The organism is Chryseobacterium sp. WG14 (assembly GCF_024586945.1).
GTDB lineage: Bacteria > Bacteroidota > Bacteroidia > Flavobacteriales > Weeksellaceae > Chryseobacterium.
In genome coordinates, this window is the sequence record NZ_JALCZD010000004.1 from 32587 (window position 1) to 50630 (window position 18044).

Below are 18044 nucleotides of genomic sequence, written 5' to 3' on the forward strand. Positions count from 1 at the left end.
ATGTATCCTAAAAATATAAATGATAAAGACAATAAAAACATATATCTGTTAATTTTTTTAAACTAATATCTAAATGAGTACAATCCATTATCCTTTACATCCCGCACAGCGAGATATTTTTATTGACCAGGTAATGAATCCGACCAGTCTGCGCTATAGCCAGGGTTGCTATTTAACATTAAAAGGTCCTTTGGATAAAAACATTTTTTTCTCATCTGTTAAACAAATGTTATTTGCCTATGATGTGTTCCGGTTACAGTTTGATATTGATGACTTAGATTCAACGGCAATCCTTGTGGCAGAGCTTCCTTCAACAGTGTTTACGGAAAAGGATTTTAGCGGAGAATCCGAAGAAATTGCATTGATATGGATGCAGGAACAGCTAAATATACCCATAGTATTGAAGCCGGGGCACTATCCCCATAAACACTATTTATTAAAGATTAATGATGATACATATTGGTATTTTATTCATTATCATCATATCATTTTAGATGGTTTCGGTTTATCCAATTGGCTTAAAGAAGTTGCACAATACTATCGGGAAAATACATCGGCCATTAATAGGATAAAAGAAGGTCCATCTTATGTAACACTGATGAAAACTGCTGATGAGTGCTATAAATCTCATGTTTATGAAGAAACCAGAGAATATTGGAGAAATAAATTTACGGAACCTCTTCCCTCATTACTTGACAAGAAATATCCCATAAAAGGAAAAGAGACCAGTGGATTATATACCATAGAACTGAATACTGCACAGACCGCGTACCTGGATTCTTTAAAAAACGGTGCAGGTGCTGGTTTATCTGCATTTTCGCTGGCAGTATTAACTATTTATCTTGGTCAGGTTACCGAAGAAAATACCTTTACCCTTGGAGTAACATTGCATAAAAGGAGAACTGATTTCGAACGTTCCTCTGTAGGAATGTTTTCCGGGATCCTGCCATTTTCCTGTCAATATGATCCGGAGAAATCATTTTATGAATTATTGGCAGATATAATGGCAGCTCAAAAGGAAAGCTATCCGCATTACCGCTACATGGTTTCCGATTTTACTACGCTATTCCCCGTTGATGAAGAAAGAACATCTCCCTTTGAGATTATTGTGAATCATGGAAGACTTGATTTTGCACTGGACTTTGGACGAGACATACTTTCAGACCTGAAACTGGTGAGAAACAATTATCAGACACTTCCGTTAGAAATATTTTGGAGGGACTTTGGTAACAATCAGCCGTTACAGTTAGAGTTTATTTATAACAAAATTTATTTTTCTCCCGAAGAGATACAGCTTTTTGCCAGCCGGTTTTTATACATTCTTGAGCAATGCAGCTATAATCCTGAAGCTCAGCTAAAAAATATTCAGGTACTGCCTTCTGAAGAATTATCGTTATTGGAACAGTATTCAAACAACAAAGAAATATATACTTCTGAAGATACCGTTATCTCCATGTTTGCTGCAAAGGTTGCTGCACAGCCTGATGCTGTTGCAGTAATTGCAGGTGAAAAAAGATTTACTTATTCAAAACTGGCGACACTTTCTGATGCACTGGCTGTACACCTCAAAGAAAGAGGAGTAAAGCCTGGTATGCCTGTGCTTTTATGTATGGAACGTACACCGGAACTGATGATTGCTATTTTAGCAATTCTTAAAGCAGGGGCTGCTTATGTGCCGGTTGAACCGGATCTTCCTGCTGAGCGATTACAGGTGTTGATGGAAGAAGTAGACAGCAAAATTGTGGTGACCACCCTTCATTATGCTTCACGGTTTATTGCCCCGGAAATTATATGTATAGACAGCCTGCAGCTGCATTCAGGAGCAATAACAGATATTGCCATTCAAAACACAGACATGGCCTATATAATGTTTACTTCGGGCTCAACGGGTAAACCTAAAGGAGTAATGGTGACCCACCGAAATGTAGTCAGTTTAGTAAAGGCAACAGATTATTTTCCGATTACAGCGAACGACTGTATATTGGCTGGTGGTTCTTTTGCTTTTGATGCAAGTACTTTTGAATATTGGGGAGCATTATTAAACGGGGGCACACTGGTAATGGCAACCAAAGCAGAATTGATGGATGCTGCAACATTAAAATCCATTATTCGTACGCAGAAAGTCACTAAAATGTTTTTTACTACAGGATGGTTTAATTTGCTGGCGGATACCGATGTTTCGGTATTTGAAACATTAACAGCAGTTATTGTTGGTGGAGAACGTTTCTCTGTTCAGCATGCCCGGAAGGTGGCTGCTCATTGTAAAAACTTACAAATTGTAAATGGTTACGGACCTACTGAAAATACCACTTTTTCAATGGGATATTTAATCGGTAATAATAATTTACCTGAAGAAGTTCCTATTGGCAAACCACTGAATTTCCGGAGTGCTTATATTCTTAACAAACATCAGGAGCTTGTTCCCATTGGAGTTACCGGGGAGCTGTATGTGGGAGGTGCGGGATTAACTAATGGATATTATAAGAAACCAGAGCTTACTGATGCTGCTTTTGTATCCCATTTGTTTAAAGAAAATAAGGGTGAAAAACTTTATAGAACCGGTGACCTGGTGCGTTGGTTACCGGACGGAAATATTCTTTTTGTAGGCCGTGCGGATGATCAGGTGAAAATCAGGGGATTCCGTATAGAACCGGCAGAAATAACAGCTGTATTACTTCAGTCACCTATGATAAAACAGGCTGTGGTTATGGCCAGACCAGATGCTACCGGTGTTCTTCAGCTGGTTGCTTACGTTGTTGAATCGGAAAATCCATATAAAAAAGACCTATTGTTGCAATGGCTTGAAATGAAGCTGCCGGGCTATATGATTCCTGCCCATATTGTTTTGATGGAAGCACTTCCACTCAATTCTAACGGCAAAGTAGACCGAAAGGCATTACCCATTCCTGAAAACACGGTAGTGGAGCAGAGTGACAGACCGCGTAATGAAACAGAGCATAGGTTAGCTAAAGTATGGCAGGATTTACTGCAGGTACCGGAAGTGGGTATCCGCGATAATTTTTTCCACCTGGGCGGCCATTCTCTAATGGCCATGCGTATAAGTGCTTTTATTAAAAACGAATGGGGACAGCGTGTGGCACCTACCGTATTATTCACTTGTAAAACCATAGAACGTCTTGCGGCCTATATTGATCAACTGCAGGAGGAGGAACCCACAGAGAAAGTTATCAGGTCAGAGGAATATCACACAGGAAAACTGCCATTGTCATTTGGTCAGGAAAGGATGTGGTTTCTTGATCGTTTGCATGGTTCCGTACAATATCATATCATTTTAGCATTCAGGCTCACAGGTGAGCTTGATATACCATCACTGGAAAAAGCACTGAGGTATATGATTGACCGTCATGAAGTGCTGCGTACTGTGATCCGCCAGGATGACGGCGTACCTTATCAGCATATACTGGAAAAAAATACATGGAAGATCGATATGTATGAAGATGATTTTTCAGCCTCAGATGAACAAAGTGTTCAGTTTCTGATGGATGATCTGGTAACCAGACCTTTCGATTTATCTGATGAACATATGCTCCGCGCACATCTTATTCCACTTTCTTCACAGAAACATATACTGGTGATCAATATTCACCATATTGCGGCTGATGGTTGGTCTTTGTCTGTTTTAACAAAAGAACTTGATACTTGTTACCGGGCTTACCAGCAAGGTAAAGAGCCAGCATTGGCAGCACTACCGTTTCAGTATAAGGATTATTCGGTTTGGCAGCGTCAGCAGGAAGCCGTGTTGGCTGAGAAGCTTGATTATTGGAAAAGCAAACTCAATGGTGTGGTTTTACTGAATATGCCTACCGATTACGCTCGTTCTGCAAAACAAAGTGTTCGTGGTGATTCTATGAAGTTCAGGGTAGACAAAGAACTTACAGAACAGTTAAAATTATTTTCAGTAAAAGAGGATGTCACTTTATATATGACACTGCTTACAACATTTAAAGTATTGTTACACCGTTATTGTTCTCAAGATGATATTTGTGTTGGTGGTGCTATCTCAGGTCGTTTGCAGCAGGAATTTGAACCGTTGATTGGTTTCTTTGTAAATACGCTTGCTTTACGTACCGATTTGGGTGGGCAGCCTGGTTTCCGTGAAGCATTACAACGTGTCAAAAAAACACTTCTGGAAGCATATGACCATCAGGAGGTACCTTTTGAGAGGGTTGTAAATCAGGTCCAGGGAGAACGGGATACCAGCAGAAACCCTCTTTTCCAGGTAGTATTCGTATTACAGAATGCTCCGGATATGGAAATGAATAAGCTCGACGAAATAATGGTAGATCCCATAAGCCACCGCTACCGTACCAGCCAGTTCGATCTTCATTTTTCAATACACGAAACCCCGGATGGGTTATATGCAGATGTAGCGTATTGCAATGATCTTTTTAAGGCTTCTACTATTGAACGCTTATTGGGGCATTTTGAAACGTTATTGCGATCCGTGGTTACAGCTCCTGATAGGTCTATCGGTAAAATGACGATGCTAAGCACAGCTGAAACAGACCAGTTACTATATTCATTCAGTGGTGTTCCTGCCACTTATCCTACCCAGCAAACCATTGTGGGGCTATTTGCAGATCAGGTGATGCGGACCCCTGATCATATTGCGGTTAGCTTTGAAGGAGAAGATCTCAGCTATCGTACACTTGATGAACAGTCTACGAGGCTTGCGGTGCATCTCCGGCTTGCAGGTGTTGATAAAGGAACATTGGTGCCAATATGTACAGGTCACTGTTTGGAAATGATGGTCGGTATTCTGGGAATATTAAAAGCCGGTGGTGTATATATTCCTGTAGATCCCGAATATCCTGAAGATCGTATTGGCTTTATTCTGAGTGATACAAATGCGCCTGTTGTATTGGTAGTAGAACGTACATTGCCTGTAGTAAAAAAAATATATGAATCCCGGTTAATTTGTGTGGATGGTGATTGGGACGTCACCGGACTTACAGCTGATTTACCTGCCTGTGATCCGGGGCAGCCTGCTTATATTATTTATACTTCCGGCTCTACAGGCCGCCCTAAAGGAGTGATAATTCCTCATCGTAATGTGGTTCGTTTGTTTATGACTTCTGTTCCGTTGTACGATTTTAATGAGCATGATGTATGGACCATGTTCCATTCTTATTGTTTTGATTTTTCTGTCTGGGAAATGTATGGAGCTCTTTTTTACGGAGGTCGTCTGGTGATTGTTCCTCGTACTGTAGCACGTGATACCATGGCGTTTACGAAGCTGTTGGTTAATGAGGGAGTAACAGTTCTTAATCAAACCCCTTCAGCATTTTATGTATTACAGGAGTATATTCTGCTGAATCCGGTTTCCTTAGGAGTCCGTTATGTTATTTTTGGGGGGGAAGCACTGCATCCGTTGCGTTTAAAGGGCTGGCACAAATTATTCCCTGCCTGCAAATTAATCAATATGTATGGGATTACAGAAACTACAGTACATGTTACTTATCAGGAAATTACAGAAAAAGAGATGAATGGCAGCGGCAGTATTATAGGTAAAACAATTCCTACATTATGGGCTTACATTCTGGATAAGAATCTGCAGCCAGTTCCTATTGGTGTACCGGGAGAACTGTGTATTGCCGGTGAGGGCGTTGCCACGGGATATTTGAATAGAGAAGAGCTTACTGCAGAACGGTTTGTGAGGAATCCGTTCAGTGAAGACGAACACGAAAAGCTGTACAGAGCAGGCGATTTGGGAAAATGGTTAGAAGATGGAACGATAGAATACCTGGGCCGTATAGACCATCAGGTAAAAATACGTGGCTACCGTATTGAATTGGGTGAGATAGAACATGCCTTAAATAAATTGCCGGAAGTAGCTGAAAGCTGTGTTGTTATAAAAAACTCAGAGGATCAGTCAGATAAAAAATTGGTTTGCTATTATGTGCCTGATCTAAGCAAAGTAAAAAACTTTGAGAAGTCTCTTTATCAGGATCATGTGAATAAATGGCAGAGGCACTATGAAAAAACGTATGATAAAAAATATTCAGATGACGGAACGGCAGTATCTGATACCATTGGCTGGTATGATTCTTTTACAGGAGAAGCCATTCCTGAAACAGAAAGGAAAGAATGGCTCAATGATAGTAGTCAGATAATTCTTGCACACCAGCCACAGCATGTGCTTGAGATAGGATGTGGTACAGGCTCGCTTTATGATCGGCTGGCACCTCATATTAAACAATACACAGGGATTGATCTTTCACATCATTCCATCGAAAAATTGCACAGCCACATTAAAGATGATCCCAATAATTTCCCTGCTACACAGCTGCATGCCTGTGCTGCCCATGAGATGAGATCCAATGAAATAGAGGGTGCTGATACAATAGTACTTAACTCGGTAATACAATACTTTTCGGGAGAAGATTATCTTACAGATATTATTTCGGACAATATAACACGTCTCAATGGATATGGCCGTATTATTATCGGAGATGTGAGAGATTATCGCCTGCTACATACTTTTAAATCCCGTCTCTGTCTGGATAAAATACAGGAACATACAGGGATTGATGAATTTCGCTGGCTGGTAGATCAGGAAATGATGAAAGAGGAAGAATTATGTTTTGCTCCTGATTATTTTTATCAGCTCACAGAAAGATTTCCGGATATAACCCACGTAGATATCCGTTGGAAAACTGGAAATGGAAATAATGAACGTACGCTGTACCGCTTTACAGTAATTCTTCATATAGGAACAGATAAGCAGCTGTTGAAACCGGAATGGGTGGATTGGAATCTGATGAAAACTGATCCTGAAAAGTGGATACAAAATGATTTCCCTGTGTTGGCAATAAGCAATATGCCAAATTACAGACTTTGGAAAGAACAGCAATTGGCAACAGGATTAACGGAAAAAACAACGATAAATGTCCGTGATTTACGCCATGCTGTCGGGCAGCCTTCCCAGGAAACCGGGTTAATATCAGCCTTCCTAAAGAAAGCTTCCGAAAAAGGATATCATATACGCATGATGCCTGCTGTAGATCCTCTGTGTGTTAATGTGTTATTAGAGCAGAATCCTACAGCTGATTTTGTCGATCCTCTGTATGAAGTTAACTATCATTCAGCATATAATAATATACCTCTTTTCTCCGATATTATAGCGGTCATGCAAAAGCAAATAAAAGAAGCGCTAGCTCGTACTATTCCTGACTACATGATACCTGCCGATATAATTGCTTTACAGCATATGCCTGTAACTTCTAATGGAAAAACGGACCGAGGCTTTCTTTCGCAGATTGAGGATCAGCAAAGAAAACGAAGTACCGGATATGAGATGCCTGTTTCTGCAATGGAAATTGTACTTGCTGATATCTGGCAGGAAATATTGAGTATAGAGCGGGTAGGTGTTCTTGATAACTTTTTTGAAATTGGAGGAGACTCCATCCGTGTTGTAAAAGTAGCGGCCCGTATCAAGAATAGGATCGGTGTTGAAATAAGTGTCGCAGATATCTATGGGACACGTACCGTTCGGGATCTGGCTGTTTTATTGGAAAACACTAATTATGAGAATACTAATGAAGTCCTTAAAGATATAACCGAAGAACTGTCTGATCTGGAAAAAAAATACCTGCCTTTACTTGATTCAGGAGGTAACTTGGAGTCTGTTTATCCTATGACCAGTATTCAGAATGGGATGATCTACGCTTCATTACGCGACCCGGATTCATCTATTTACCACGACCAGTTTCTATATCCTGTAGAACGGAAAATAGATAGACTGCTTTTTGAGAGTGCCTTAAAGCTAATGGTTGACAAACATGAAACATTCAGAACTACTTTTCATCTCGGACTTCATGAAACGGGATTGCAGGCTGTGTCACGAAGTATACCGGTGATGGTAGAAGAATTGGATTTGTCTGATAAGGATATAAATGGGGTAAAGCAATATCTGACCATCTATCTGGAAAAGGAACGTGTGAAATCTTTTGATATTCAGGAAGGCCCTTTATGGCGTGCAGCTCTTTTACATTGGCATGAAGGCACTGTTTTTATTTTGCAGTTTCATCATGCTATACTGGATGGCTGGAGTGTGGCTGCTTTTAACACAGAGTTATTTAACCTGTATTTACAATTGGAAAAGAATCCGGTACATCAGCCACTCCCACGGCTGAATGGTCATTATCGCGATTTTGTAAAAGAAGAGATGAGCAGGAAGAAACAGGCACTGGACCATATTTTTTGGCAAACTGAAATGGAAGATCATCAGCGGCTTGATATCTTTACCCAGGAAGAGAACTATGAAAATGTTGTTGTTGGATATGATATTCAGATACTAAATCACCTGAAAGACCTGACCAGGGAGTATGGACTGTCATTGAAAGGTATATTTCTGGGAATCAGTCTTTACGTAACAAGTATGCTTAGCTACAGACGCAAAATAACAATTGGTCTGGTGGCCAACAACCGGCCTATAGTAGAAGACGGAGATAAATTGCTTGGGTGCTTTCTCAATACAATACCATTTGTACTGGATATGCCCGGATCTGATATATCCTGGATAGATTATTTCAGAACAGTAGAAGATAAATTAAAACAACTGGAAATTCATGATCGTACACCTCTTGCAGAAATTGCACGCATTAATGGAGAATCTTCACCCAAGGAAAACCCTTTCTTTGATGTTATTTTTAATTTTATCAATTTTCATATTTATGATGAACTTGAAAAAGATCTTGTCAATGTACAATTAGGAAAAGAATCGCTTACCGACACCAGCTTCGGTGTAGCAAATACATTTCTTAATTTTTCCATAAGCCTTACGGGAGATGATATGAAAATAGTTTTCTCCTTTTCCAGAATGCTTCAAAGTGGCAAAACAGCCGGAGATCTGAAATACTACTTCGATTATGTGCTGGACTGTTTCCGTCACCGGGCAACACAAAAGATAGAGAAGCAGCTGCTGTTACCAATGGCAGAGCATGATTATCTTATTAAAGATCTCAACAATTCAGGAGCCATTTTCTCACAAGATAGTACACTTTCTTCCGGTTTTGATAAAGCCGCGGAAAATCATCCCGATAAGATTGCACTGGTAACGGCAGAAAAAGAATATACTTATCGTAGATTACAAAACTGGGTAAACAGGCTGGCTGCTTTGTTTATCAGTGCGGGTATTAAGCCTGGTATGTATGTTCCGGTAATTGCTGACCGTACCGCAAATACAGTAGCAAGTATTCTGGCCATTATGAAAGCAGGTGCCGCTTATGTACCTATTGATCCTAAAATGCCGGAAAACAGAATGCTAATGATATTGAATGATACAAAAGCCACCATTGTAGTAGGCCACCAGCTGCCTGTATTTCAACTTTCTCCTGGAGCTGTATTTGTAAATACTGCGGAGGTTTCAAGTATTGATGCGGCTGATGTATTTCCTGTACTGTCCTCTTCCTCTTATGCCTATGTGATTTATACTTCGGGATCTACCGGAGTGCCTAAAGGGGTGCCTGTAAAACACAGATCTGTGGTGAACCTTATAGAAGGATGCAGCACGCAGCTTGATTTTTCTGCAGATGAACGCTCATTACAGTTTACAAATTTCACCTTCGATGCATCTGTGGAAGTAATGTTTTTATCTTTATTAAAAGGTGCTGCATTGGTTGTACCGAATGATGAGGTATTACATGATCCGGATCTTTTTTGCAAATTCGTAAAAACACAAAATATCACTCATCTTGTTCTTACTCCGGGTTTCTTACAAAGTCTCGGTCATATAAGGCTGTCATCTACCCTTAAAAGGATTGTAGTGGGTGGAGAAGAATGTCCACCAATGCTGGCGGAGTATTGGTCTCAATACGTAGATTTTTATAATGAGTACGGACCTACAGAAAGTACGGTAACTGCCACAAGGTACAAGTATACAGGGGAATCCTTAAAAAAAACACCTATAGGAAAACCTGTACAAAATGTATCTGTTTATGTATTGGATGAATTACAGCAGGTGCTTCCATCCGGAGTTACCGGTGAAATATACATTGGTGGAGAAGGAGTTACAGATGGCTATCTGAATCGCCCGGAATTAACGGAACAACGTTTTATACCTGATGTATTCACTGATGCCTCAGGGGCGGTCTTGTATAGAACCGGGGATATAGGAAGATGGCTGCCGGATGGTAACCTGGAATATCAGCATAGAGCTGATAATCAGGTGAAGGTACGTGGCTACCGTATAGAGCCCGGCGAAATAGAATCCGTATTGCTTCAGCATCCGGGCATTAAACAGGCTGCCGTACTGGTACAGACAGATATGCATCACAACAATCGATTAATTGCTTACGTATCAGTTGTTAATGGGTTGTCTGAAGAAGATGTTATTTCTTATTTACGAGAACAGCTTCCGTACTATATGATTCCGGCATATATTCAGTTATTGTCACAAATTCCGCTCACTTTTTCAGGAAAGGTAGATAGAAATGCCTTGAGCATTAGCACACCAACGGATTCTGGATCCCGCCAGCTTATTCTTCCGGCAAATCCACTAGAAAATATGCTGGCAGATATATGGCGGGAGCTATTGAATGTAAATGAGATAAGTACTGATGATGACTTTTTTGCACTGGGAGGGCATTCACTTACTACATTACAATTGCTGAGCCGTATACGGGCAGCAGGATATGAAGTTCAATTGCAGGAAATACTTGCCCATACAACAATTGCCGGACAAGCTGTTTTCCTGATGAATAATCAGCAAAGAGCAGACTCTGATAAGGCAATGCAAAACGAACACATTAGAATACTTAACAAAAGCCGCCAGCCTCAAAAAATATTTTTATTGCCGGGATCAAATGGTAATTGTGATGGTTATGATGAACTGGCTGCTTCATTGGCTCCTTTGGGAACTGTATATGGTATTCAGATGATGGGGGTGCTGGAAGGTGAAAAGCCATTGTATAATATGAGGGAAATTGCAGAACTTCAGCTTAGCTGGATACGGGAAATACAGCCAACAGGACCTTATCAGTTTATTGCTCACTCTTTTGGCGGACATGTATTATTTGAAATGATTAAACAGTTGGAACAGGCTGGCGAAAAAGTAGAAATGGCTTCCATACTGGATGTAGCCACAACTTTACCTGATATGTTTTTTAATGCCGGTTATGTGATGAATTTTGTGATGGATTCACTTGCGAAATATGGTTTATTAACGGTTTCAGATCCTGAATGGAAAGAGGACCTGCATACTGAACTGATCACATTGATTTCTCAAAAGAAGATTCCCGATATTACTGAATTATTGAAACATAGAATTATAACACAGCCTGAAGGTAATGGTTTGATACTTCGGATTATCAATATGAATATAGCCAACATGATGCTTGGCCATGCTATTGAGGATAAAATTGATACTCCTCTTATCGTAATAAAAGCAGCGGAAAATAAAGTATCTCATGAGCTGTCTGCACTTGGATGGGAGAACCACAGTACATCGGTACAGGTTGCAGAAGTGGCCGGAGACCATTTTACAATGCTATACAAAAAAAGTGCTGTGGAAATAGCCACCTTGGTACAGCAATTTATTGTTGAGCTGGCAGAATAATTATAGCCTTTATTTAATTCTAAAACAAGATTAGAATAGTTATTTAATCTTACAGTTTTGAGTAGCTTCTTTTCAGTTGTTATAATGTGGAAAGGGTATTAAAGCCTGCAGTTTTTTAAAGCTGCAGGCTTTATTTTTTTTGATAGCTGTTCATAATTTAGCAATAACTGAAGAAATTTACTTGGAAGACATCGCTTTAAATTCAGTAGGACGCATATTGGTTAATTGCTGAAATGTATTGCTGAATGCTGATATGTTGGAATAGCCGATCTCATAGGCAATTTCACTCATACTGAGATCGGTATCTTTAATCAGTTCCATGGCACGGATAATGCGCAGCATTTTTAAATATTGGACAAATGAAATCCCCAGCCTGGTTTTAAACAGGCGGGTCATACTTCTAACACTCATTCCTGATTGGCTTGCTATATCTTCCAATGTTATAGGTTCACTTATTCTTTTCCGTATATCACCTGTTATATCCCCTAATCTGCTGTCATCAGTAGTAGGCAGCTGAATAGAAAATCTTTTTAAGTTCTCCCTGGGAAGCAGATTCTTTAGAGTCGTTAAAAACTCATATTCCCAGTCACCGGAAAAGAAATTCCCCTGCCATTTTTCACTGTAAGACAGCATCTCAGATAAAAGTTTACTGACCGGATAGATCCCCAGGTTATCATAGAAGTCCTGCTGATCTCCCGGTGGAAAATAGATATTGATGATGTTCAGATCCTGAGTATTATACATCAGATTGTGAGGATAGCGGGCAGGAATCCATATATAATGGCTGGACGGAATGTAAAAGTCCTTTTCATGAGTCTGCAAATACGCAATTCCTCCAAATACCAGTAAAAGCTGCCCTTTGTCATGCTGATGGGCAGGTAGTTTCTGCTCAGTCTGCTGCCGGACAACCAAAATAGAATCCTGATACTGATCTATAATTCTGTTAAGTTCCTTTAAAATTTCCATCTGGCCAAAATTAACAAAAAATAGGCTAATTATATAAAATAACACAGAGCTGAGTGCGATAATTTTGTATCAAAGTTAATAAGCGGAATCATTATGACAATCAAAAAATATAATAAAGGATTGGAAACAGGAAGGAAAACTGTCCAAAATCAGGTAAGCATCAGAGAACTTTCATACCATAACCCTGGCAAAGCTTACTGTATGATCTCATCAGTGTTTTTACTTCCGTTCTTCTCCCTGGGAAATGTTTCAGCTTTCATCGATGGGCTGATGATCTTTCTGAAAATCCGTACAGGAAAATTATGTAACAGTAAAATTAAATAGGTGAAAAATACAATGAAACCATTACAATTAATAAATGCAGGCTGCGCTGTGCTATTCTTTTTGTTTTTTCTGCCAATTGATGCCCAGGTTTCCGACAGTATTCAGGTATTGAGACTGGAAGAAATCTGGAAAATAGCAGAATCCGGCAACAGACAGATAAAACTTACAGATCTTGAACAAAAAGAAAGCGGCATCAGTATCCTCGAAGCCAAAGATAAACTTCTGCCTGAACTTTCCGTTGCCGGAGATTTTAAACTCAATTCAAAATTTCTCATTTACGATAACGGATTGTTTTCAACACCTCAAAATGTACCAGCATCCCGATACGGATATGCAGCAGGCTATAACTTTAGCCTCAATATTTATAACGGTGGCAGAGAGCAGCGGAATATCAGAATAAAAGAGGAAGAAAGAATACACAGACAACATGAATCTGAGTTACAAAAAAACACTGTAAAATATGCCATAGCCGTTGCTTATTACGACCTCAGCAAATTTCTTCAGTTCCGGGATTTACTTTCTTCAGAAATGATCAACGAAAAAAAGCAACTGTCAAAGATTGAAAGCTTACACCGGAATGGTATTGTCCTGAAAAGTGATGTATTAAGGACCTCACTGAAACTATCCCAATTGGAACTGAGCTTTTCAGATGTTGAAAAAAAGATTGAAGTGGCAAGACAGAGACTGAATATATTAATGGGACGTAAAGGTGATCAGGCATTGGAGATTCCATACCAGGAAATACTCAGCCATAGCGATATAATGGAAACTGATTATTCAGACTACGTGGCTATAGCGCTTAGCCAGTCACCGGAAATAAAAATAACACAAAGTAATCTCAGGTTAAGTGAACTGAATATAAAGCAGGTAAAAGCAAGCCTGCTTCCCAGGATCTCCCTTTATTCCTATTACAATTATACTTATCCCCAGGTTTCATTCTTTCCGTATTCAAATGATGTATGGGGGTATGGCCAGACGGGTGTAAAAATGCAGTTTTCCATTGACAATCTATATAAAAGTAAACACAGTATTGCCCATGCAAACAATATAAATCTGCAACAACAGGAAAAATCCAATATAAAAAAAGACGAAATAAATATTCAGGTAAAGGAAGCTTTTCTGCAAAAAAAACAAGCCGAAGAAAGCGTGGAAACAGCAGAAAAAAATATTATCCAAAGTACGGAAACCACACGGGTAATACGAAACAGCTATCTCAACCAGGAATCATTATTGACAGACCTGCTGGATGCAGAAAATACGTTGCTTGAAGCCAAGTTTACACTTACATCAGCCCATATGGCTTTGAAATTGAGTGCTATAAGGCTTTTAATCATTACAGGAATATTTGAATACTAAACATTATGAAAAACAACAGAACCGATAAAATAGTAGTCCGTGCAACCCAATGGCTGGGTATTGCCTTACTTATCACGATCACGATATGGACAGCATTATATTTCCGGAACAGATTGCAGTACGAGCAAACCAATGATGCACAGGTGGACGCTTATCTTTCTCCCATCAATGCAAAAGTAGGCGGATATATCAGCAAGATCAGATATAAAGATAACCAGATGGTGCATAAAGGGGATACACTTGTTTTGATAGAGCGTGATGAATATGGACTGAAAAGGGATGCCGCTTTTGCAGAACTCGTAAGCTCCCGTACAAAGCTGGATATATTGAGTGCTAATGAACAAACTCAGCTTAAGAATATTGAAGTAATCAAAGCCCAGATTTCGGGTTCCAAAGCAAAGCTTGAACAGCAGCAGAAAGAATATAAAAGATATAAAAGCCTGTTGGATGAAGAATCTACTACTCAGCAGAAATTTGATAATGTATATACAGCCCTGGAGATCAATCAATCTGATTTTAAACAAACGCAGGCGTCCTTACATGCAGCAGAGTCTAAGTTAAATGATGTAAAAGCCCAGCGATCTTCTGTATACGCTGAAATCAGAATTAAAGAAGCACTACTTCAAAGACAAAACCTGGATATCCGGTATACTGTCATTACTGCACCTTTTGATGGGCAGATCGGAAAAAAGACCATTCAGGAAGGTCAATTGGTACAGCCCGGACAAACACTGGCTTTTCTGGTGAATACATCTGATGATAAATGGGTAGTGGCCAACTTTAAGGAGACACAGATTAAGACGTTTGCCATAGGCCAGAAAGTATCCGTTGAGACGGATGCCTATCCCGGAGAAAAATTCTCAGGCATCATCGAGTCGAAATCTCCTGCAACAGGATCACGGTACTCCCTGTTGCCTCCCGATAATGCAACCGGAAATTTTGTTAAGGTTACGCAACGTATTCCTGTCAGGATCAAATTAACTGATCCCCGTGAGAAACTTGCCAAATTATCGGCAGGGATGAATGCCAATGTTTACGTTTTAAAAAATTAAAAATATGCAGATTCATCAGATTCTTATCTTCAGATCCTGGGTACCAGAATGGCTGGCACGCACCGTTATTTTTTGCCTGCTCATGAGCTCCCTTTTTAGTTTTGCATTATATAGCAATCCTGCAGCCCTTATGGGATACTATGGGGTAGAGCCTGCAGATGTACAGTATGGGATGGTTCTTACCTATGCTTCAGCTGTTACTTTTCTGGCACTGGATTTTCGTATTGTCAAGTATTTCAGTTCAAGAAAATACCTGTTATTTGGCCTTTCTTTGAGCTGTTTTTGTTCATTAGCTTGTTTTTATACCAAAGGCTGGCTTCTTTTTCTGGCTTGTGCATTTATTCAGGGGATCACCTGTGCACTGATATGCAGTATTGTTTTGAATTTGGTTTTTCCCCGCTTAGATTCTGCCAGGGCAAGGGTAATAGGTTATACAATTCTCTATGGCGGGATTCAGATTTCAGTTCCTTTTTATGCGATTTATGCCAATATAATGCTGCATTTTTTTGATCTTAACTGGATTTTTTACGGACATATTATTTTACTTACTGCAATTGCCGTTATCGTCCTGATTACCATGAATGCTAAGGCCAGATTCCATAAAAAAATTCCACTTTACCAGGTCGACTGGACAGGATATTTTTTCTATACTGCTTTTTGCCTGGTTATTGGATATATTTTAATCTACGGACAGCAGCTGGGATGGTTTGAAAGCAGCTTAATAGGATTTCTTACGGTATTTGGGTTTGTACTGCTTTTTCTTTTTGTCATCAGGGAGATAAACTTAAAACGCCCGCTCATCAATTTACGGATTTTCAAGGCTAAAAACTTTGTGATAGGGCTTCTTCTGCTTTTTGTCTTTTATATTTTCAAAGGAACTACGGGATTAACATATGGTTACGTAGAAACTATTTTGGGTACAGATCCTCTTCATATATTTCCCATTTGGCTGGCTGTGATTGCGGGAACGGCTCTCAGTATGTTTGTAACGGCACGCCTTATACTTACAGGTACTGATCTTATTCTATTGATCATAGCCGGTTTTGTAATCATGGGGATATATTATGCCTATATGCTTACATGGATATCCGTAACGGGGGAGACCAGTGATTTTATTTTTCCTATGTTTATTTATGGGGCAGCAACAGGGGTTTTATTTGTTCCTATTGTTTCCTTTACAGCATCATCAGCTCCCCCTCATATCGCTTTCAATGTCGGTTTTGTGGGGATTTTTGCCAGGTTTGCCGGTTTCTGTGCCAGCATGGCCATCAACAACCAGTTACAATTGTTTACCAAAGCTTCTGTAAGCGAAAAAGTCCGGGAAGCCGTACATGAAAGCAACAGCCAATTTTTACTTACTTTAGAAAATATTCAATATGCCTATCTCAATAACGGAAATGATATTTATACTTCAAAAGCAGCTTCACAGCTGTATTTTAATACCCTGCTCAAAAGACAGATATTGGCGCGGGCCAGTATGGATTATTATGAGGTGATGCTGACAGGAATTGTTGTTGTAATCGTTCTGATCTTATTTTTACCAAAAATTCATTCATTTGTACCAAGAAGATCTGAGACTGGGAAAAACTCCTGAGATTTCAGCGATGGAATCTATAATTATTACAATTTCATCATCACAGAGAATGTATAAAACGGTCTTTATTATACAGAAATCAGCAATAAAAAGATGAGACAGGGGAGTCTCATCTTTAATCAATGGTTAAGGTAAATTGATTTTTTTGCCCTGTTCAGGGAAGATGTAATTTACTTCTAACGGATTATTTTCCAGTAATTCTTTTTTTATAATTTCGGGATTGTCCTTTGTCGGTTTTCTGTGGGTAACCACAATGCTTAAACCTTTCAGATTCTTTTGTCCTGTTTTTTCTTTCAGCTTCTGCAGTTCTTCCAGCAGCAGATTAGGGGTGAGGTGGCCGAACAGAAGGTTTTCAGGTTGGCTGTTGGGGAAAGAAACTTCGATTAATATCGTGTTTAACTTCCCTTTTTTTATAAGTGGAGCTATACTGTTCCAAAGCTTATTAAGCTGTTCAGATTTTTCAATCCGATCTGCACCGGTATCCCCCAAATAAAGCAGATAATGATCATCTTTTCTGACCAGTGCGGCACTGCTTTTATAAGGATTCACATGGCTCAGTTCATATGCCGTTATAAAAAGAGGTGTTTTGGGTACCGCTATTTCTTTTCCCTCCTGAAGCTCATTATAATGGTATTTTCCGAGCAAGGGTTTTTGCCCCTGATCGGCAAAATTAATCCAGGTATCTGTGATGAAATAATGATTCTGCAGAATTTGAAGTACCGGAGCTATAGCGAAAATATCCTTTTTAGAATCAGCCGGAGAATTGATAATGAGCCCCGATAAATGGTCCAAATGACCGTGTGAGATAAAATATCCTTTTATCTGGTCCTTTAGAACGGTTTCTTCCGGTCCGTTAAGGCTTTTCATTTGAATAGCTTTCCGTATTCCCGTATTTAAAGTACCTGCATCAAGAGACAGAAATGTGCTGTCTTTTGGCGCTCCCACTAAATAAGCTGATAAATTGTCCTCTTGTTCTCCACCATATATACCCAATGGAATAAGGTCAAAGTTTTGTCCCTGACAAGCCATATGCATAATGAAGGCCAGTAAGGAAAATGCTGTTTTTTTCATATGATCTAAAGCTAAGAATCTACCTTTTACAGTAGAATAGGGCAAATTTACATTATTTTTTAACGATTATATCCCCCTTTTATTTTCATAAAGCAGCTCTTAT

Annotated in this window: 7 protein-coding genes; 5 read left to right on the plus strand and 2 right to left on the minus strand. The window is 39.5% G+C overall.

The annotated features are described in order from the left end of the window. Nucleotides 1-73: 73 nt before the first annotated feature. Nucleotides 74-11578 (plus strand): non-ribosomal peptide synthetase, encoded by an 11505-nt coding sequence (locus MP478_RS08380; protein ID WP_257200181.1) that lies wholly within the window; start codon nt 74-76, stop codon nt 11576-11578. A gap of 177 nt (nt 11579-11755) precedes the next feature. Here the strand turns inward: MP478_RS08380 and MP478_RS08385 are convergent, their stop codons facing one another. Next, nucleotides 11756-12544: a helix-turn-helix domain-containing protein gene (locus MP478_RS08385; protein WP_257192173.1), complete on the minus strand. Its 789-nt coding sequence runs from the start codon at nt 12542-12544 to the stop codon at nt 11756-11758. Between the two features lie 93 nt (nt 12545-12637). Between MP478_RS08385 and MP478_RS08390 the strand changes: the two genes are divergently transcribed. From MP478_RS08390 to MP478_RS08405, 4 genes are read left to right on the plus strand one after another with little or no spacing between them, the layout of a single operon-like run. Then, complete coding sequence (locus tag MP478_RS08390; RefSeq protein WP_257200182.1) at nt 12638-12868, plus strand: hypothetical protein; 231 nt, start codon at nt 12638-12640, stop codon at nt 12866-12868. Nucleotides 12869-12880: 12 nt separating this feature from the next. Further along, nucleotides 12881-14224 carry a TolC family protein gene (locus MP478_RS08395; RefSeq protein WP_257200183.1) on the plus strand — a complete coding sequence of 448 codons (1344 nt, stop codon included), beginning with the start codon at nt 12881-12883 and terminating at the stop codon, nt 14222-14224. Nucleotides 14225-14229: 5 nt separating this feature from the next. Beyond that, on the plus strand, nt 14230-15276 hold the full coding sequence (locus tag MP478_RS08400) for an HlyD family secretion protein (RefSeq protein WP_257200184.1): 1047 nt from the start codon (nt 14230-14232) through the stop codon (nt 15274-15276). 4 nt (nt 15277-15280) lie between these two features. Continuing rightward, nucleotides 15281-16870, plus strand: coding sequence for an MFS transporter (locus MP478_RS08405; RefSeq protein ID WP_257200185.1), 1590 nt, complete (start codon nt 15281-15283; stop codon nt 16868-16870). 126 nt (nt 16871-16996) lie between these two features. Here MP478_RS08405 and MP478_RS08410 read toward each other — a convergent pair whose 3' ends face one another. After that, nucleotides 16997-17941 carry an MBL fold metallo-hydrolase gene (locus tag MP478_RS08410; RefSeq protein WP_257200186.1) on the minus strand — a complete coding sequence of 315 codons (945 nt, stop codon included), beginning with the start codon at nt 17939-17941 and terminating at the stop codon, nt 16997-16999. Nucleotides 17942-18044 lie beyond the last annotated feature (103 nt).